The sequence below is a fragment of the Streptomyces sp. NPDC027189 genome, assembly GCF_055566975.1.
On sequence record NZ_JBVHRI010000016.1, the window covers coordinates 103,199 to 121,077 of the forward strand.

At 71.7% G+C, this 17,879-nt stretch carries 16 protein-coding genes and 1 pseudogene; 8 read left to right on the forward strand and 9 right to left on the reverse strand.

Translation table 11 applies throughout. From position 1 onward, the window contains the following. Window positions 1–20 precede the first annotated feature (20 nt). Window positions 21–497 carry a hypothetical protein gene (locus ACZ4RZ_RS32230; RefSeq protein ID WP_467749953.1) on the forward strand — a complete coding sequence of 159 codons (477 nt, stop codon included), beginning with the start codon at window positions 21–23 and terminating at the stop codon, window positions 495–497. Between the two features lie 11 nt (window positions 498–508). After that, window positions 509–1,171, forward strand: a complete 663-nt coding sequence (locus ACZ4RZ_RS32235; protein ID WP_467749955.1) for a pyridoxine/pyridoxamine 5'-phosphate oxidase — start codon at window positions 509–511, stop codon at window positions 1,169–1,171. Between the two features lie 96 nt (window positions 1,172–1,267). Here the strand turns inward: ACZ4RZ_RS32235 and ACZ4RZ_RS32240 are convergent, their stop codons facing one another. The 4 genes from ACZ4RZ_RS32240 to ACZ4RZ_RS32255 all read right to left on the reverse strand — a co-directional run bounded on the left by ACZ4RZ_RS32240 (window position 1,268) and on the right by ACZ4RZ_RS32255 (window position 3,782). Continuing rightward, window positions 1,268–2,134, reverse strand: coding sequence for a GNAT family N-acetyltransferase (locus ACZ4RZ_RS32240; RefSeq protein ID WP_467749957.1), 867 nt, complete (start codon window positions 2,132–2,134; stop codon window positions 1,268–1,270). A gap of 104 nt (window positions 2,135–2,238) precedes the next feature. Next, window positions 2,239–2,856, reverse strand: a complete 618-nt coding sequence (locus ACZ4RZ_RS32245) for a GNAT family N-acetyltransferase (RefSeq protein WP_467749959.1) — start codon at window positions 2,854–2,856, stop codon at window positions 2,239–2,241. A 48-nt stretch (window positions 2,857–2,904) separates the two neighbouring features. Then, window positions 2,905–3,333: a Zn-ribbon domain-containing OB-fold protein gene (locus tag ACZ4RZ_RS32250; RefSeq protein ID WP_467749961.1), complete on the reverse strand. Its 429-nt coding sequence runs from the start codon at window positions 3,331–3,333 to the stop codon at window positions 2,905–2,907. After that, window positions 3,330–3,782 carry a DoxX family protein gene (locus tag ACZ4RZ_RS32255; protein ID WP_369247344.1) on the reverse strand — a complete coding sequence of 151 codons (453 nt, stop codon included), beginning with the start codon at window positions 3,780–3,782 and terminating at the stop codon, window positions 3,330–3,332. Before ACZ4RZ_RS32255 ends, ACZ4RZ_RS32250 begins: the two co-directional genes overlap by 4 nt. Window positions 3,783–4,005: 223 nt before the next feature. On the opposite strand from ACZ4RZ_RS32255, the gene ACZ4RZ_RS32260 reads away from it, so the two are divergent. The 4 genes from ACZ4RZ_RS32260 to ACZ4RZ_RS32275 all read left to right on the forward strand — a co-directional run bounded on the left by ACZ4RZ_RS32260 (window position 4,006) and on the right by ACZ4RZ_RS32275 (window position 10,262). Beyond that, on the forward strand, window positions 4,006–5,211 hold the full coding sequence (locus tag ACZ4RZ_RS32260) for a flavin-containing monooxygenase (RefSeq protein ID WP_467749963.1): 1,206 nt from the start codon (window positions 4,006–4,008) through the stop codon (window positions 5,209–5,211). Between the two features lie 163 nt (window positions 5,212–5,374). Beyond that, window positions 5,375–6,901 carry a flavin monoamine oxidase family protein gene (locus ACZ4RZ_RS32265; protein WP_467749965.1) on the forward strand — a complete coding sequence of 509 codons (1,527 nt, stop codon included), beginning with the start codon at window positions 5,375–5,377 and terminating at the stop codon, window positions 6,899–6,901. Window positions 6,902–7,069: 168 nt separating this feature from the next. Next, window positions 7,070–9,295 (forward strand): acetate--CoA ligase family protein, encoded by a 2,226-nt coding sequence (locus ACZ4RZ_RS32270; RefSeq protein ID WP_467749967.1) that lies wholly within the window; start codon window positions 7,070–7,072, stop codon window positions 9,293–9,295. Between the two features lie 70 nt (window positions 9,296–9,365). Then, entirely contained in the window at window positions 9,366–10,262 is an 897-nt protein-coding gene (locus tag ACZ4RZ_RS32275) for an enoyl-CoA hydratase/isomerase family protein (RefSeq protein ID WP_467749969.1), read from the forward strand. Between the two features lie 21 nt (window positions 10,263–10,283). Here ACZ4RZ_RS32275 and ACZ4RZ_RS32280 read toward each other — a convergent pair whose 3' ends face one another. After that, the gene (locus ACZ4RZ_RS32280; RefSeq protein ID WP_467749971.1) at window positions 10,284–11,252 is read right to left on the reverse strand and encodes a hypothetical protein; all 969 of its coding nucleotides are present in this window, start codon (window positions 11,250–11,252) and stop codon (window positions 10,284–10,286) included. Between the two features lie 104 nt (window positions 11,253–11,356). Between ACZ4RZ_RS32280 and ACZ4RZ_RS32285 the strand changes: the two genes are divergently transcribed. Then, window positions 11,357–11,974 carry a flavin reductase family protein gene (locus ACZ4RZ_RS32285; protein WP_467749973.1) on the forward strand — a complete coding sequence of 206 codons (618 nt, stop codon included), beginning with the start codon at window positions 11,357–11,359 and terminating at the stop codon, window positions 11,972–11,974. A gap of 115 nt (window positions 11,975–12,089) precedes the next feature. Here the strand turns inward: ACZ4RZ_RS32285 and ACZ4RZ_RS32290 are convergent. The 3 genes and pseudogenes from ACZ4RZ_RS32290 to ACZ4RZ_RS32300 form a co-directional block, all read right to left on the reverse strand. Then, window positions 12,090–12,518 (reverse strand): annotated as a pseudogene (locus tag ACZ4RZ_RS32290) (IS701 family transposase); the annotation flags it as partial. A gap of 67 nt (window positions 12,519–12,585) precedes the next feature. Continuing rightward, on the reverse strand, window positions 12,586–13,005 hold the full coding sequence (locus ACZ4RZ_RS32295; RefSeq protein ID WP_467749975.1) for a hypothetical protein: 420 nt from the start codon (window positions 13,003–13,005) through the stop codon (window positions 12,586–12,588). Window positions 13,006–13,970: 965 nt separating this feature from the next. Beyond that, the gene (locus ACZ4RZ_RS32300) at window positions 13,971–15,278 is read right to left on the reverse strand and encodes an MFS transporter (protein WP_467749977.1); all 1,308 of its coding nucleotides are present in this window, start codon (window positions 15,276–15,278) and stop codon (window positions 13,971–13,973) included. Between the two features lie 71 nt (window positions 15,279–15,349). Here ACZ4RZ_RS32300 and ACZ4RZ_RS32305 point away from each other — a divergent pair, with 71 nt between their 5' ends. Then, window positions 15,350–16,558 (forward strand): GlxA family transcriptional regulator, encoded by a 1,209-nt coding sequence (locus ACZ4RZ_RS32305; RefSeq protein WP_467749979.1) that lies wholly within the window; start codon window positions 15,350–15,352, stop codon window positions 16,556–16,558. Here ACZ4RZ_RS32305 and ACZ4RZ_RS32310 read toward each other — a convergent pair. Next, window positions 16,451–17,740, reverse strand: a complete 1,290-nt coding sequence (locus tag ACZ4RZ_RS32310) for an MFS transporter (protein ID WP_467749981.1) — start codon at window positions 17,738–17,740, stop codon at window positions 16,451–16,453. The two genes, ACZ4RZ_RS32305 and ACZ4RZ_RS32310, sit on opposite strands and share 108 nt — an antisense overlap. Between the last annotated feature and the right edge of the window lie 139 nt (window positions 17,741–17,879).

A 17,879-nucleotide genomic window follows, 5' to 3' on the forward strand; every position in this document is an offset into this window, starting at 1 on the left:
GTCATTGGACGGGTCGGGTCGTGGCGGCCGGAGTCGAACTCGCTGGGCGGGTCCTTGTCCAGCAGGCTGACAGTCCCCTCCCCCGGATCGCCGAGGCGCACGGTGAACTCGAAGGTGCGGGACTTTCCCGGCCCGAGTTCGCCGATGTCACAGGTGTACGTGAAGCCGTTGCTCTCGCAGTAGGGCCTGAAGACGTCGTCGTCGTACTCCTGCATGGGCTGCTTCAGCAGGGTCAGACCAAAGGGAGGGCTGAACACCAGCTGGGTGGAGGAACCGGAGTCGGCGGGGCCGTTGTTGCGGACGGTGAGGCGGAGCGTGCGCTTGGCGCCGGGGGCGCCGCGCAGGTCGACGTCGGAGACCTCGTAGTCGGCGTGGGTGTCGAGGGCCAGGTACGTGTGACCGCCGCCCTTCGCGAAGGTGCCCTTCGTGTCCTTGGTGACCTCGGGTGCGAGGGTCGGGCCGTCGCCGTAGTCACCGCGTGTCGGACCCGCGAGTGATACTCAGGGGCATGGAACCGGATCTTCATGAGCTGCTGAGATCGCTGCGGGTGTGGGACACGGAGCTGCCCGGCTTCGAGCCGGAGGAGGCCCCGGAGGAGCCGTTGGCCCTGTTCACGCGGTGGTTCGCGGAGGCGGTGGCGGCCGGGCAGCCGGAGCCGCACACGATGTCGCTGGCGACGGCGGGCGAGGACGGCCTGCCCGACGTCCGCATCGTGATGCTGCACGGCGCGGACGCGGCCGGCTGGTCGTTCGCCACGCACGCGACGAGCCGCAAGGGGCGGCAGCTGGCCGCCCGCCCGTATGCCGCCCTCGGCTTCTACTGGCCCGCACAAGGGCGACAGATCCGGCTTCGTGGCCCCGTCGCCGTCGCGCCGCCGGAGGAGGGCCAGGCGGACCTGCACGCCCGTTCCACGGGTGCGCTGGCCGCCGCGCTGGTCGGCCGCCAGAGCGAAGTCCTGCCGTCGCGGGAGGAGTTGGCGCGGGCGTCGGACGCGGCGTGGGACCGGGCCCAGCGGGAGCCGGACGCGCCCGCCCCCACCTGGACCCTGTACCGCCTCCGGCCGGACGAGGTGGAGTTCTTCCAGGGCGACGCCCGGCGCCGGCACGTACGCCTCACCTACCGCCGCGAGACGGACGACGACGGCTGGCTCAAGGAGCTGCTGTGGCCGTGACGTCGTACGTCCCACGGTCGCAGGTCCTGCAGTCTCATGTGCCCGCAGTCTCATGTGCCCGCACTCGCATGTCCTGAAGTCCCACGTCCTGCAGTCCTACATCGTGAAGTCGTATGTCGCGGAGTCCGAGACCGGGCGGTAGCCGATGCGCTGGTAGAGGCCGTTGCTGGTGGGATTGGCGAGGTCGGTGAAGAGCAGTACCTCTTCGGCTCCGGAGGCGAGCGCGGCGCGGCTGACCTCGGCGGTGGCGGCGCCCGCGTAACCGTGGCCGCGAAGGTGGGCCGGGGTGTAGACGGGGGCGACGCGGATCTGCCCGGCGACCTGCGCGGTCGCGCCGGCCATGGAGACGGGGGTGCCGTCGGGGGTCTCCCAGAGGGTGACGCCGCCGTACGAGATCCGGTCGTCGGCCCAGGCGCCGGCGTCGCGCGAGGCGCCATCGCCGATGATCCCAGTGAACTCTTCCCACCAGCGGGCGAGTTGGTCCCGGTCGGCCTCGGTCGCGACCCTGGCCCGGCCGGGCGGCGCGGGCTCGGGCGGCGTCAGCGTGCCGAGGCGGTACAGCCGCTCCTGCCGCCGGAGTGCGACCGTGGCTCCCGCCCGCCGCTGCCAGGCCTCGGCGAAGGCCGTGGCGGTGGCGCGGGCGGCGGAGACCCCGGGCGGGCTGTGCCCCGCCTCCGCGAGCCGGGCGGCGAGGGCGTCCGCGTCCTCCTCGGACAGCGGTGTGACGTTCAGCTGGTACGGCGGTGTCCGAAAGAAGGTCGCCCGTACGGAACCCTCCCGTTCCAGGAACCCGAAGACCGGCGTCCCCTCCCCGAACCCGTGCGGCCCGCGTCGGCGCAACGCGTCCGTCACCGTCAGCGCCACGGTGTGCTCCGCGGGCCGCGAGCGAAGGAACTCCCCGGCCCGTCCGAGAAAGACGTCCAGGTCATGGGTGAGCTGCCAGTCGTACGCACCAGAGTCCATGTCCCATGATCCCCTGGGCCGACCGCGCCGCGCCTCCGATTTACAACGCCTCCGGCAGCCCCCGGATGCGGCTTTACGGCGCTCCGGCAGTCCAAGATGCGGCTTTATGACGCCTCCGGGAGTCCCAGGTGCGGCTCGGGATCCGTAGCCAGCCGCGCGTGCCGATGCTCGTCGCGGAACGCGTCATGCCGCCCCGCCTCGAACATCGCGCCCCGCAGCGTCCCCTCGTACCGGAATCCGCACCGCTCGGCGACGCGGCAGGACACCTCGTGGCCGAGGGCATGGCCCAGTTCCAGGCGGTGCAGGCCGAGGTCGGCGAAGCCGTAGCGGGCGGCGAGGGCCAGGGCGCGGGTGGCGACCTGGCGGCCGCGGGCCTCGGGGAGAACCCAGTAGCCGACGATGGCACGGCTCATGACGTGGTTGATCTCGTTGACACCGATGTGGCCGAGGATCGCGTCGGTGTCCGCGTCCATGACGCAGAAGGAGAACCCGGTGCCGTCCGCCGTGCTCTCGGTACGCGAGCGGAGCGACTCACGGGCGCCGTCGAGGTCCCGGATCATCCTGAGCGGCGTGTTCCAGCGCTGGAACTCCGGGTCGGACAGCCCGCGCAGATACGCCGCGACGTCGGTGTCGGACTCCGTGTTCCAAAGGCGCAGCCGCAGACCGTGACCGCTCAGCTCGGGGGAAGGATGGGTCGCGTGGTGCTCGTGGACGTCAGCCATCCGGCCATTGAAACGCGCCGGCCGTACGGGGCACAGCCCGGGGACCCCTCACCCTCGGCTCACGCCCGGAAAGCCCGGGGGCAGCGGCGTCCGGGGCCGGAAAACCGGCACACCCGCGCGGAAGGCGACCTCCAGCTCCATCCCGACGCGCAGCGCGCCCTCCTCGCACTCCACCACCTCGGTCATCATCCGGGTGCCCTCGGCGAGGTCGACGACGGCGGCGACGTACGGCACACGCTCGCCGAACGGCGGCAGGTCGTTGCGGTGCACGACGGACCAGGTGTAGAGCGTGGCCCGGCCGCTCGCCCGCTCCCACACCACGTCCTCGCTCCAGCAGTACGGGCAGAACTCCCGCGGGTAGTGATGGGCCCGCCCGCACCCACCACAGCGCCGCACCAGCAGTCGCCCCTCGGCCGCCCCGTCCCAGTACGGGCGAGTGAACGCGTCCACCTCGGGGACATCGAACCCCGCGCTCACTGGAACAGTCCGATCGCGCTGTCGAGCGACCACGTCTGCCACGACATTCCGAACAGCCCGACCACCGAGATCAGGGCCATCATCGAGTTCTGCCCCTGCTCGGCCCAGTCGTGGATCATGAGGACGAGATAGAGGACGTTCAGGAGCAGCCCGCCGACCAGGGCTATCGGCGTCAGCAGTCCGGCCACCAGGCCGAGCCCGAGGGCCAGCTCGGCGTACACGACGACGTACGCCATCGTCCGCGGGCGCGGCGCGACCACCACGTCGAAGCCCGAGCGCACCGCGTTCCACCGGTGCTTGGCCGCGACGTCCGCCGCCCACGCGATCCCGGTGCCCCGCTCGAACCAGCCCTTCTTGTCCTTGTGCCGCCAGCTCTCCAGCCACCACAGCCCGAGCCCGATCCGCAGCACGGCCAGCCACTCCGCCCCGCTGAGCCAGATCGTGTCCATGGCCGAACCTCCTGCCGCACGCGGAATCTGACGGTACGTCAGTTCAGCGTACGGAGCATGTCTGCGCAAGAGGCGGGGGCCACTCGCCCCTGCACACCCCACACACAACCAGGTGACCTACGCCACCAGCCCCACCCACTCCTCCTACACCCGTGATCAGTTCGCAACCGATTCCGGTCTTGACCGAGACCTATCAAGCGGGGGCGTGATTACGCTCGCGCTCATGGCCGACTCGACTGCTTCCTCGACGCCCCGCGCGGTGCCGTCCCACGAAGACCGCCCCGTGTACGTGATCGGCGGCGGCCCCGGTGGACTCGCGGCGGCGTACGCGCTGCGCGCCCAGGGCGTACGGGCCGTCGTGCTGGAGAAGTCCGACAAGGTCGGGGCGTCCTGGCGACGCCACTACGACCGGCTGCACCTGCACACGACGCGGCGGCTGTCCGCGCTGCCGGGGCTGGGGATGCCACGCTCGTTCGGGCGGTGGGTGTCACGTGACAACGTGGTGCGCTACCTGGAGAAGTACACCGAACACCACCAGTTGGAGATCGTCACGGGCGTCGAGGTCTCGCGCGTCGAGCCCGCGCCGGACGGCGACGGCTGGCTGCTGCACGCCACCGGCGGCCGCGAACTGACCGGCAGCGCGGTGGTCGTCGCCACCGGCTACAACCACACGCCCCACCTGCCCGACTGGCCCGGCCGCGACACCTACACCGGCGAGCTCCTGCACGCCGGCGCGTACCGCAACCCCGCCCCGTACGCCGGCCGCGACGTCCTCGTCGTCGGCGTCGGCAACACCGGTGCCGAGATCGCCGTGGACCTGATCGAGGGCGGCGCCTCGCGCGTGCGTCTCTCGGTCCGCACGGCCCCGCACATCGTGCGCCGCTCGACAGCCGGCTGGGCCGCCCAGTTCACCGGGATTCTTGTACGGCGGCTGCCGGTCCGCCTCGTCGACCGCCTCGCCGGGCCGATGGCCAAACTGAGCGTGCCGGACCTGTCGGCCCAGGGGCTGCCCCGCCCCGACACCGGGCTCTACTCCCGCGTCAACGAGGGCTCCATCCCCGTCCAGGACGTCGGCCTCATCGACGCCGTCCGCAAGGGCCAGGTGGAGATCGTGGCCGCGGTGGACGGTTTCGAGGACGGCAAGGTCGTGCTCGCCGACGGCGACCGGATCGGCCCGGACGTCGTCATCGCCGCGACGGGGTACCTCCGCGCGCTGGAGGCTGTCGTCGGGCACCTCGGCGTACTCGACGACCGCGGACGCCCCGTCGTGCACGGCGCCCGCACCCCCAGGAACGCCCCCGGCCTGTACTTCACCGGCTTCACCAACCCCATCAGCGGCATGTTCCGCGAACTCGCCCTCGACGCCGAGAAGATCGCGAAGGCGGTGGCCCGCTCCGTGACGCGGAAACCGTCCTCCGTCACGCGCTGATTTCAGCGGCGCCCGGCATACGAACTCTCAACTCCCTGACGTGCCACGCGTGTTACGCGTGCGTCAGATGTGGCGAGAGTGCTGTACCGATGCGGCCAGGGGGGCCAGAATGCGAGCCCTGCTCACTTTCCAGCTCCACCCAACCTCTCGCATTCGACGGAGGATGAACGTGGCACGCGAAAGACAGCCCTCCCCTCAGCCATCACCCCGACTCTCCCGGCGCTCGCTTCTCGGCGGTGCCGCCGCGACCGGGCTCGCGGGGGTCGCCCTCACCGGCGTCGCCGCAGGCACCGCATCCGCCGCCACCGCCTCCCGCGAGGCCGACGTCGCCGTCGTCGGCGGCGGGCTCGCCGGACTCACCGCGGCCCGCGATCTGGTGGCGGCCGGCAGGTCCGTGGTCGTCCTGGAGGCCCGCGACCGCGTCGGCGGCCGGGTCGTCAACCTGAAGCTGGCGAACGGCGGCTTCACCGAGGGCGGCGGCGAGTTCATCGGCCCCACCCAGGACCGCATCAAGGCCCTCGCCGACTCCCTGGGCGTGGCGACCTTCGCCACGTACAACACCGGCAAGAACCTCCTCTACAAGGACGGCACCCGCACCCCCTACGCCACCGACGGCCCGCTCGGATCGGTCCCGCCCATCGACGTCGCCGGGCTGGCCAACGCCGCCGCCGTGCAGGCCCTGCTCGACGACATGGCCACGAAGGTGCCGGTCGACGCGCCCTGGACCGGCGCCAAGGCCGGGGAATGGGACCGGCAGACCTTCGAGACCTGGCTCAGGGCGAACGCCGTCATCCCGTCCGCCAAGTTCCTCTTCGACGTGGCCTGCACGTCCATCTTCTCGGCACAGCCCCGCGAACTCTCCCTCCTCTACGTCCTCTTCTACATCGCCGCCGCCGGCAACGCCTCGACCCCCGGCACCCTGGAACGACTGACGGAGACCGCCACCGGCGCCCAGGAGAGCCGCTTCGTCGGCGGTTCCCAGCAGGTGCCGATCAAACTCGCCGCGACCCTCGGCGACCGGGTGGTGCTCAGCGCCCCGGTCCGCTCCATCACCCTGTCCGGCGGCACCTATCTGGTGACCGCGGACGGGATCACGGTGACCGCCCGCCGCGTCGTCGTCGCCCTGCCGCCACCGCTGGCCGCGCGCATCACGTACGACCCGCTGCTGCCCGCCGACCGCGACCAGCTCAGCCAGCGGCTGCCGATGGGATCGATCGGCAAGGCGATCGCGGTGTACGACACCCCGTTCTGGCGCGCCGACGGTCTCAACGGCCAGGTCGTCAGCGACACCGGCATCGTCCGCTCCACCTTCGACAACTCGCCGCCCGACGCCTCCTACGGCGCCCTGATGGGCTTCATCGAGGCCGACGAGATGCGCGCGTTCGACGCTTCTTCGGTCGACGAGGTCAGGGCGGCCGTCCTCAAGGACTACGCCACCTACTTCGGCGACAAGGCCAAGTCCCCCACCTCCTTCGTGCTCCAACGCTGGGACAACGAGGGCTTCTCCCGCGGCGGCCCGGTCGCCTACGCCCCGCCCGGCGTCCTCACCGAGTACGGCCCGGCCCTGCGCAGGCCCGCCGGCGGCATCCACTGGGCCGGCACCGAGACCTCCACCTACTGGAACGGCTACATGGACGGCGCCGTCCGCTCCGGCGAGCGGGTGGCGAAGGAGGTCCTGGCGGCGCTGTGACGGGTCGCTGACTTCCCTATGGCGTTCCTGACCTCCGTGTGGCGGGTACCACCAAGGTGCCCGCCTCACAGGTCTTTGCCTGCACAACAGTTCCTGACACGGCGTCAGTTAAGTAATCTGACACTGCGTCAGTTAGAAGTTGGCTGTCACACAGGAGCGGGCGGACCGATGCTTGGATCAACCCACGGCACCCTCACCACCGACTCCCGCCGGGCCCGGGTCATCGCCTGCGGCGAGCAACCCTCACCGGTCGTGCACGGTCGGCCGGCCGAGGTCGACGACCTCGACGTCAGCGGCCGCCCGCTGTACGCCGACGCACCCGACCTGGACCGCTTCTTCCGTCCGGAGTCCGTGGCCGTCGTCGGCGCCTCGGACGCCGAGGGGCGGCCGAACACCGGCATCACCCGGCAGCTGATCGCCTGGGCCGAGCGGGTCGGCGCCCGGCTGCATCCCGTGCACCCCACCCGTCAGTCGGTCTTCGGCATACCCTGCTCCCCTTCCGTCGCGGACCTGCCCGAGCAGGTCGACCTGGCCGTGCTGCTGGTCGGCGACCCCCTTCCCGTGATCGAGCAACTGGCCGAGGCCAAGGTGAAGTTCGCTGTCGCCTTCGCCTCCGGGTTCGCCGAGACCGGAGCCGAGGGCGCCGCCGCGCAGACCCGCCTCACCACCGCCGTCCGCCGCTCCGGCCTCCGGTTGCTCGGGCCCAACACCAACCTCAACGCCTTCGAGAAGTTCCGCGACGACCTCGACGGTCCCGCGATCGCGCTCATCACCCAGTCCGGCCACCAGGGACGGCCGGTGTTCGCGATGCAGGAGCTGGGCGTGCGGCTCTCCCACTGGGCACCCACCGGCAACGAGGCCGACCTGGAGACCGCCGACTTCATCTCCTACTTCTCCGAACAGCCCGAGGTCGGCGCCATCGCCTGCTACGTCGAGGGCCTCAAGGACGGCCGTTCCTTCCTGCTCGCCGCCGACCGCGCCGCCCGGCGCGGGGTGCCCGTCGTCGCGGTCAAGGTCGGCCGCACCGAGACCGGCGCCCGCACCGCCGCCTCACACACCGGCAAGCTGACCGGCGCCGACACGGTGGTGGACGCGGCGATGCGGCAGTACGGCGTGATCCGCGTCGACGGACTCGACGAACTCCAGGACACCGCCGCCCTGTTGGCGCGGGCCCGCACCCCCCAGGCCGACGGGGTCGTCGTCTATTCGATCTCGGGCGGCACGGGCGCGCACTTCGCGGACCTGGCGAGCGAGGCGGGCCTGTCCCTGCCCACGCTGTCGTCCGACAAGCAGGCCGAGCTGCACGAGTGGATACCCGAGTACCTGAACGTCGCCAATCCGGTCGACAACGGCGGCCACCCCGTCGGCGACTGGCGCGGCCGGAAGATCATCGACGCGATCCTCGCCGACCCTGCCGTCGGGGTGCTGATCTGCCCCATCACCGGGCCCTTCCCGCCCATGAGCGACAAGCTCGCACAGGATCTGGTGGACGCGGCGGAGCAGACGGACAAGCTGGTGTGCGTGGTGTGGGGGTCGCCGGTCGGCACGGAGGCCGCGTACCGCGAGACGCTGCTCGGGTCGTCCCGGGTCGCCACCTTCCGTACGTTCGCCAACTGCATCACCGCCGTCCGCGCCTACCTGGACCACCACCGGTTCGTCTCCGCGTACCGCTCCCCCTTCGACGAGGCGCCGCGCACTCCCTCGCCCTCCTTTCGCAAGGCGCAGGCGCTGATGCGTCCCGGGCAGCAGCTGAGCGAGCACGCGGCCAAGCAGCTGCTGCGCGCGTACGGGATCCGCGTGCCGCGCGAGCAGCTGGTGACCAGCGCGGCGGCATCCGTGCGGGCGGCGAGCCAGGTCGGCTACCCCGTCGTCATGAAGGCCTCCGGCGCGCAGATCGCCCACAAGAGCGAACTCGGTCTGGTGAAGATCGGGTTGACCTCCGCCAGTCAGGTCCGCGACGCCTATCGCGAGCTGACCGACATCGCGCACTACGAAGGGATCTCGCTCGACGGGGTGCTCGTGTGCCAGATGGTCGAGCGGGGCGTCGAGATGGTCGTCGGCGTCACGCACGACCAGCTCTTCGGGCCGACCGTGACCGTCGGGCTCGGCGGTGTCCTCGTCGAGGTGCTGCGCGACACGGCCGTCCGTGTGCCGCCCTTCGGCGAGGACCAGGCACGGGCCATGCTGTCCGAGCTGCGGGGCCGGGCGCTTCTCCACGGGGTCCGCGGGGGGCCGCCGGTCGATGTGGACGCGTTGATGGAGGTCGTGATCCGGGTGCAGCGCATGGCGCTCGAACTCGGGGACGACATCGCGGAGTTGGACGTCAATCCGCTGATGGTGCTGCCCAGGGGACAGGGAGCCGTCGCGCTGGACGCGCTGGTGGTGTGCCGCTGAGCGGTCGCCCGCGCTGTCACGCCTCCTGAGCACGAGGCCCGCCACTCCCCGTACGAAACGGAGTACCCCCATGTCCGACTCCCCCCGTGAATCCCGTGAATCCGGCGAATTCCATGAGTCCCGTGAAACTGCTGAATCCCGTGTAGCTCCCGAATCCCCTGCATCTGCCGAAAAGTCCCTCAACTCATTGATACTTCACGCCACTGACAACGCCGTCTCGTGGATCACCCTCAACCGCCCCGAGGCGATGAACGCCCTCACCTGGGACCAGCGGGAACGCGTGATCGCGCTGCTCGCGGAGGCGTCCGCCGATCCGGACGTACGGGCCGTCGTGATCACGGCGACCGGCCGCGGCTTCTGCGCCGGCGCGGACCTGCGCGGGGGACCGCCGGCCCGGGAACGGGTGCCCGGAGACGTCGCCCGCACCATCCGCCGGGGCGCCCAGCGCCTGATCGCCGCCGTCCTCGACTGCGAGAAACCGGTGATCGCGGCGGTCAACGGGACGGCGGCCGGGATCGGCGCGCACCTCGCCTTCGCCTGCGACCTCGTACTCGCCGCGGAGCCGGCCAAGTTCATCGAGGTGTTCGTGCGGCGCGGGCTCGTCCCCGATGGCGGCGGGGCCTATCTGCTGCCCCGCCTCATCGGTCCGCAGCGCGCCAAGGAGCTGATGTTCTTCGGCGACGCGCTGACGGCCGTGGACGCGGAACGGATCGGCCTCGTCAACAGGGTCGTGCCGCCGGACGAGCTGGAGAAGACCGCCCGTGAGTGGGCCGAGCGCCTCGCCACCGGCCCGACCCGCGCCCTCGCCCTCACCAAACAGCTGGTCAACGCCTCCCTCGACACCGACCGCGCGGCCGCCTTCGCCGCCGAGGCGGCCGCACAGGAGATCAACATGACGACGGCCGACGCCAACGAGGGGGTCGCGAGTTTCGTGGAGCGGCGCAGCCCTCGGTACAGGGGCCGCTGAGTCAGTGGTGCGGCCGCCGGGTCAGTCCCGCTTCAAGATGCGCAGGTCCCCCGAGTCGGGGTCGCCGAACAGCACGAACAGCTCGGGGCGGGCCGCGCTGCCGCCGATGGTCCAGTACGTGTCGTGGCCGCAGTCCTCGATGTGTACGACGACGCCGTCGCGCCGCGAAGGATCACCCGTGTCGACGTACGGGTCGTAGCGGCCCTCGGTGTCGAGGAACCAACTCCCCGTCCCTTCACAGCGCGTGAAGTCCTTGGTCGTCACGTCCCCGAACTCGGGCTGGGCCGGCAGCGCGGTGAGCTCGGCCCGGCCGCCGGCGCGCAGCCGCAGCACGGCCCCGCCGTCGCCCCGCCAGACTCCCCCGAGCTGCCCGGCGGACAGCTTCGGGGGCTCGTACTCCTTGATGAGTCCCGTGGACAGGCCCACGACGCCCGCGCCGGCGACCAGCACGCACGCTCCGAAGGACGTGAGCGCCGAGCGGACCCAGATGCGGCGGCTGCGCGGGACGCGGCCCGTGGTGCGCTCCCGCCGCCGGACGTACGCCACGCCCAGCGCGGGCAGGACACCGGACGCCGCGATGAGCAGGGCGGTCGTGCCGGTGGGCGGAACGCCGCCGAGTACGACGGCCACAGCCGCCCAGAGCACACCGAGTACGGCCACGAACGCCAGGTGCCAGGCCTGCTCGGAGCCGCGAGCACGCCGGGTCGCGAGGCGGGCGAGCGTGGCGGCCGGCATGGTGTGCGCCGCCGCGTGCAACAGGCCAAGGACGGCGAGGAGCAGCGGGCCGAAGACGAGCATGCACAGCAGACCGGCGGCGGCGAGTCCACCGCCGGACCCCGCGCCGTGGGTGTCGTCGTCGAACGTCCCGACCCACCAGATCGCGCAGGCCACCGCCAGCTGCGCCGCGCAGACCGCCGCGGCCGCGTTCAGTTCGGCGTTCGCCCAGCTCAGTCCGGAACGCTTGGGCCGCCATGTGTCTCCCCACCCCATGGGGCGAAAGATACGTGGGGGTGCGCGGGAGGGGCACGGGAGGGGCAAGGCAGGGGTTGCACCCCTTCCTATCTGACGATCCGTCAGCTTCAATGGTTGATGTGATGGGACACGCAGGGATGGCGGCCGCCGCCGTCCGCTACCTCAGGTCGGCCGGGGCCCCCACCGTCGCGGGGCCCGTCGAGGCGTTGCCACGCCCGGATCTGCGCGCGGTCGGCGACGACGAACGGGCGCCGGTCGATCAGGCCGAGTTCCGCCGCGTGCTGGGGAACTTCGCGACCGGCGTGACCGTGGTGACCGCACCGGCCGGCGATGGCGAAGACAGGGTGGGCCCGGCCGGTTTCGCCTGCCAGTCCTTCTCCTCCCTCTCCCTCGACCCTCCGCTGGTCTGCTTCATGGTCGGCCGTGCGTCGACGACCTGGCCGCGGATCGCCCGCGCGGGCGTCTTCTGCGTGAACGTCCTCGGCGCCCACCAGGGCGAACTGTGCCGCGGCTTCGCGGTGAGCGGCGCGGACAAGTTCGCCGGGGTCGTGTACGACGCGGCGCCCGTCTCCGGCTCGCCCCGCCTCGCGGGGGCCGCGGCCTGGATCGACTGCACGATCCACGCGGTGCACACGGGCGGGGACCACCTGATAGTGGTCGGGCGGGTGAACGCGCTCGGCACCGGGGGCGGCGCCGACGACATGGCACCGCTGCTGTTCCACAAGGGGCGCTTCATCTAGCAGTGCTTCGTAAGGGCTCTGGTTCTGCTTGTGGTGAGGGGGCGGCGGCAAGTGGTGCAGGTGCCGGTCCAGCAGCGCAGCAGGTCCCGGAGGGCGTCGAGGACCTGGTAGAGGGTCAGGCCGGGGTGTGGGCTTTGGGGTCGAGGCGCCGGAGGGTGAGGAAGGCCTGGGCGGCGGTGACGAGGGTGACGTGGTGGTGCCGGCCGCGCCAGATGCGGCCTTCGAAGTGGTCCGGTCCGAGTCCGTGTTTGAGTTCGCGGCAGTCGTGCTCGATACGCCAGCGCATCTTCGCCCACCGCACCAGGTCCTCAACGGGTGTGGTGGCGGGCAGGTTCGATATCCAGTAGCCGGTCGGGGCGTCCTGGCAGGCGGGCCACTCCATCAGCATCGTGCGTGCGGGCAGGACACCGTCCCACTGGTAGTGGCCGCCGCCCGTCTCCTGGGCGGCGGCCGGGGATTGCTTGCCCGCGGGCCGCGCCATGAACACGGCGCACCGTGAGCTCATCCGCCCTTTACTGCCCTACCGCCAGGTCACCTCGGCGAACCCGTCCGTGGTGATCTCGGCCGCGTCAAGGGAGAGGGATCGTGGCGGGGTTCAACAGCGCGGCAGGTCAGGACCAGTCGGTGCAGGAGTTGAGCTTGGTGTCTCCTTCGAAGCGCGCCACCTCGACCCCAGTGGCCCAAATGCCGTACTCATCCTGGGCGGTGGTGCTGAGTGTGAGGGTGTTGCCCGAGCCCGTGGTGAGGGAGTGCCACTTCCACGTCCTGGTTGCATCGCTCCCGACCTCCTTGCTGAGGAAGCGGACCCGTACGTGGTGCCCGTCGGCGGACGTGTCCGTAACCGACAGCGCGATCTTGAACTCGTCGTACATCCAGTTGTCCCCTGAGGGATAAGTCGCCCCCATGCTGCCTCGCGCCCCGGTCGTCGAGCAGCTGGCGGTCTCCGTCGCCGCGGACGCCTGACCGGTGAACGCGATCGTGACCACAGCCGCCGCGGCGCAGGAGGTGGCTATGCGCGTGCGAGTTCTCATATTGCTTCTGCCTTTTGGTTGCCGGTGGCCCCGATCCCCCTCGGACGGTGGCCTGCCGGTGATCGACGCCGATGGTTACCTAGACGCTTGGGCAACTACAATCCATATACCGCACAGTTGACCGATATTCAGCCATTTCACTTGCTGTGGGCGGACAGCTCGAGAACCTTGCAGGCGGACAGGTGAGCCCCCTCTCCGCGGACAGCCGATCTCCCTCTCCGTGGACTTAGTCATGTCGATTTCGAACAGATGATCCCCCCCCGGGGGTTGGTTCAGTACTGCCTGACAGTGAGACCGACCGCACCCCGAGGGACCGTGAAGAAGTCTGACCGGAAGATCATGGAGATCTTCCGGGCTCTGGACGCCACCGAGCGCGCGGATTCGGCGTCTGCGCTGGTGGGGGCGACCCGAAGACCGTGCGCCGGTACGCACGGATGAGGGACACCGGTCACCCGGTCACCGGCCCCGTTCGATGACCGAAAGTGATCGTTCCGGCAGGTCGATGAGTGCGCGGGCTTCCTCGGGGTGCTAGCGCACGAGCAGGCTGCTCGCCCACGCCGACCGGGTCGGGCGGCGCGGCGCCTCGATGGGCTGCTCCGCCTCCTGGTCCTCTGCCGTCCGGGCGGCCTGGGCGCGGTCGTTGCGGGCGGCGGTGAACTCGCTCGGGGGCCGCTCGTCGGCGACAGCGTCGACGTCCGGATGTGGTCGTAGAGCGTCCCGGAGGACCGGGCGGCCACTCTTCCAGAGCCATCAACGGCAACCGTCTACCAGCCACACCCGGCCCTCCCGGACCGCCTCATATTCTTGAGGACGGTCCATGAACGCCACCGGCTGTCGTCGGCCGCCGGCACCTGGGAGCGTCTGCTGCGGCAGGTCCAAGCGGCGGCCGACGCCGCAGGCGGGATCGCCTGGGACCACGCGGTGGACTCCGGAGGACCAGACACGCTCCATCCCGTCGGCCGCGGTCAGGCCAGGGCCGTCGCCATGCGAACCGGTCGCCGACGGATCACCAGCGCCATCAGCGCCGCCGCCGCGCACAGCGCGCCCGAGGCGTACCAGACGACGTTGTACGAGCCGAACGTGTCCCGTGCGACGCCGCCGAGGAAGGCGACGAGGGCGGCGCCGACCTGGTGCGAGGCGAGGACCCAGCCGAAGACGATGGCGCTGTCCTCGCCGTACTGCTCGCGGCACAGGGCCAGGGTGGGCGGGACCGTGGCGACCCAGTCGAGGCCGTAGAAGACGATGAAGAAGATCATCGGGGGGTGCACGGTCGGGGCCAGGAGTATCGGGAGGAAGAGCAGCGAGATGCCGCGCAGCGCGTAGTACACCGCCAGCAGCCGACGGGGGTCGAAGCGGTCGGTGAACCAGCCCGAGGCGACCGTGCCGACCACGTCGAAGACGCCGATGACCGCGAGAAGCGAGGCGGCGGCCGTGACGGGCATACCGTGGTCGTGCGCCGCGGGCACGAAGTGCGTCTGGACCAGACCGTTCGTCGAGGCGCCGCAGATCGCGAAGGTGCCGGCCAGCAGCCAGAAGGGGCCGGTGCGGACCGCGGAGGCCAGGACCGTGACCGCGCGGCGGGCCGCGCCCGGGACCGGCTCGGGCTTCGGCACGAACTCCTTCGCCCCGTACGGCTTCTGGCCCACGTCCGCCGGGTGGTCCCGCAACAGCAGCCATACGAAGGGCACGACCGCGAGGGCCGCGAGGGCCACCGTCACCGCGGCGGGACGCCAGTCGTGCTCCGTGACGATCCAGGAGAGCAGCGGGAGGAAGATCAGCTGGCCGGAAGCCGAGGCCGCCGTCAGGATGCCCGTCACCAGACCCTTGCGCTCGGTGAACCAGCGATTGGTGACCGTCGCCGCGAAGGCGAGCGCCATCGAACCGGAGCCCAGGCCCACCAGCAGGCCCCAGCAGAGCAGGAGTTGCCAGGCCGCCGTCATCCACACGGTCAGCCCGGAACCGAGCGCGATCACCGTCAGGGCGACCGCCACCACACGCCGGATGCCGAAGCGGTCCATCAGCGCGGCCGCGAACGGCGCCGTCAGCCCGTACAGCGCGAGGTTGATCGAGACGGCCGCGCCGATCGTGCCGCGCGACCAGTGGAACTCCTGGTGCAGCGGATCGATCAGCAGCCCCGGCAGCGAACGGAAAGCCGCCGCACCGATGATCGTCACGAAGGTGACGGCGGCGACGAACCACGCGCGGTGGATACGGGGGCGGCCCGGGACAGAGGGCTCCTGTGTGGGGGTGATGGCATCGGTTGTCTGGGTCACGTCATAGAGCTTCCGGGATCGGGACCCGTCGAACCACTGGCCCGAGGGACAGCATTCGCTAGGATCGAGCCATGGCCGAACAGCAGGCACCCTCGTACAGCGCACACGCTCGTACGGCGCCCTCGCAGAAGGCACACGCGCACACGGCGGCGCCCTCGCAGAAGGCACAAGAGCACACGGCGGCGCCTTTGGAGGAGGCACACGCGCACACGACGCCGTCGCAGCAGGCACCCGCACCGGCAGCGGCCCCCCGGCAGCTCGGGCCCTCCAGGCACCGTGTCGTCGTCCTCGCGCTCGACGGGCTGCTGCCCTTCGAGCTGGGCATCCCGCAGCGCATCTTCGGCAAGGCGCGCGACACGCAGGGACGGCCCCTGTACGACGTCGTCACCTGCTCGGTCCGGCCGCCCGGCCCGGTCGCGACGGACGCCGACTTCGCCGTCCTCGTCGCGAACGGCCCGGAGGCGCTGGCCGCCGCCGACACCGTCGTCGTCCCCGCCTCGTACGAACGCGGCCCCGTCCACGAAGAAGGCGTGCTCACCCCCGAACTGGCCGCCGCCTTCGCCCACATCCGCCCCGGCACCCGCCTCGTCTCCATCTGCACCGGCGGCTACGTCCTCGCTGCCGCCGGCTGTCTCGACGGCCGCCCGGCCACCACGCACTGGATGCACGCCGAGCACTTCCAGCAGCTCTTCCCCAAGATCAAGGTCGACGCCGATGTGCTCTTCATCGACGACGGGGACGTCCTCACCTCCGCCGGTGTCGCGGCCGGGATCGACCTGTGCCTCCATCTCGTACGCCGCGACCACGGCGCCGCCGTCGCCAACGAGGTGGCCCGCCGCACCGTCGTACCGCCGCACCGCGACGGCGGCCAGGCGCAGTACATCCAGCGCCCGGTGCCGGACGCCCAGGCGGCCACCACGACCGCCGCCCGCGCCTGGGCGCTCGGCCGCCTCCACGAGCCGATCCAACTGCGCGACATGGCCGAGCAGGAGTCGATGTCCGTGCGCACCTTCACGCGCCGCTTCCGCGAGGAGGTCGGCGTCAGCCCCGGGCAGTGGCTCACCCAGCAGCGCGTCGAACGGGCCCGGCACCTGCTGGAGTCGAGCGACCTGTCGATCGACCAGGTGGCGCGGGACGCCGGCTTCGGCACGGCCCAGTCGATGCGGCAGCACCTACAGGCGGCGCTCGGTGTCACTCCCACCGCATATCGGCGCACGTTCCGGTCCGGGACGGGGGCCGGCGGGGCTTCCGACAACGCCCTTGTTTCCTCGGGGGGCTGAGCGCTCACCGGCGCTCGCCATGCTCGTCGCCCGGCGGCTCTCCCCCAGTGCGCCCACGGCGGTGAGCAGCAGTGTGAGTCCGACGCCCGCCAGGATCGCGGTCGAGGGCGCCACGAAGTGGAGCAGGGCGCCCGCGAGGGAGCCGGTCGCGGCGTAACCCGCGCCCACGGCCGCGTACATCACCGAGTAGCCCGCGGCCAGCGCGCTCGGCGGAAGGATCTCGCGCAGCGACAGGTTGCGGGTGAGCATGGCGCCCGCCTGCAGCACGCCCGCGAGGACGAGCGCCGCCGCCATCCAGGCGAGGGCCGGTATCAGCGCGACCAGCACCACGCACGCGGACATCGCGCAGAGCAGCAGCACGCTCCGGGTGCGCAGTTGGCCCGGCCAGTCGCGCAGCCCGTACAGGAACGCGCCCGCCGCCGAGCCCAGCGACAGTCCCGTGAGCAGCGGGCCCGCCCAGCCGACGCCCGTGCCGCGCTGTTCGAGGAGGGCGGGCAGGACGAGTTCGGCGAGGGCGAGAAGGGAAAGACCCGCGGCGCCCGTCACGTACGCCGGCCAGGCCCTCGACAGGATCCGTGCCATCGACTCGCCGTCGCGGTCCCCCTCGTCCGCGGCCCAGCCCGCGGGCAGCATCCACAGGCCCGCGACCGACGACGCCATCAGGGCGGCCGCGAGCAGCAGCGGGATCCTGGGGGCGACGCCCAGCGCGAGGCCGGTCACCGCCGACGGGGTCAGGGACCATATGCCGAACGTCAGCATCGACTCGGCGGACAGGGCCTGGGCCACGGCGCGCTTCGGGACCATGGCGGTGAGCAGGGCGCGCAGGCCGCCGGGGGCGGCGGAGGGGGCAGCGCCGGCGAGGGCGGCGAACGCCGCGAGTATCGCCGGGTGCGCGTGCGGGAACGCGGCCAGGCCCGCGAAGCCGGTGGCGCCTCCCGCCAGGCCTGCGGCCAGTTGGGGGCGGGCTCTGTGGGGGCGCATGCGGGTGCCCAGGAAGGGGGCACCCGCGATTTCGCCGATCACGTACGCCGCCGCCAGGGCTGCGCCGAGGGGGTAGCCGCCGGGGCGCTCGCGGGTCAGGAACACCAGGGCCAAGGGGGCCATGGCTACCGGCATGCGGGCGCCGATGGCCACGACGGCCCAGGCCAGGGCCTGTTTTGAGGCGACGTCTCGGTAGGTCATTCGATGACGGTACGGGGCGGGGCTGACAGGGGCCCATGGGATTTCCCGGCCTGTGGACAACCTCGCGCGCAGCGGCCGGCTGAGGGGTCTTCTCGCCGCCTCCGCCCCTACCCGTCCCGTCCCTGGGGGCACCGCCCCC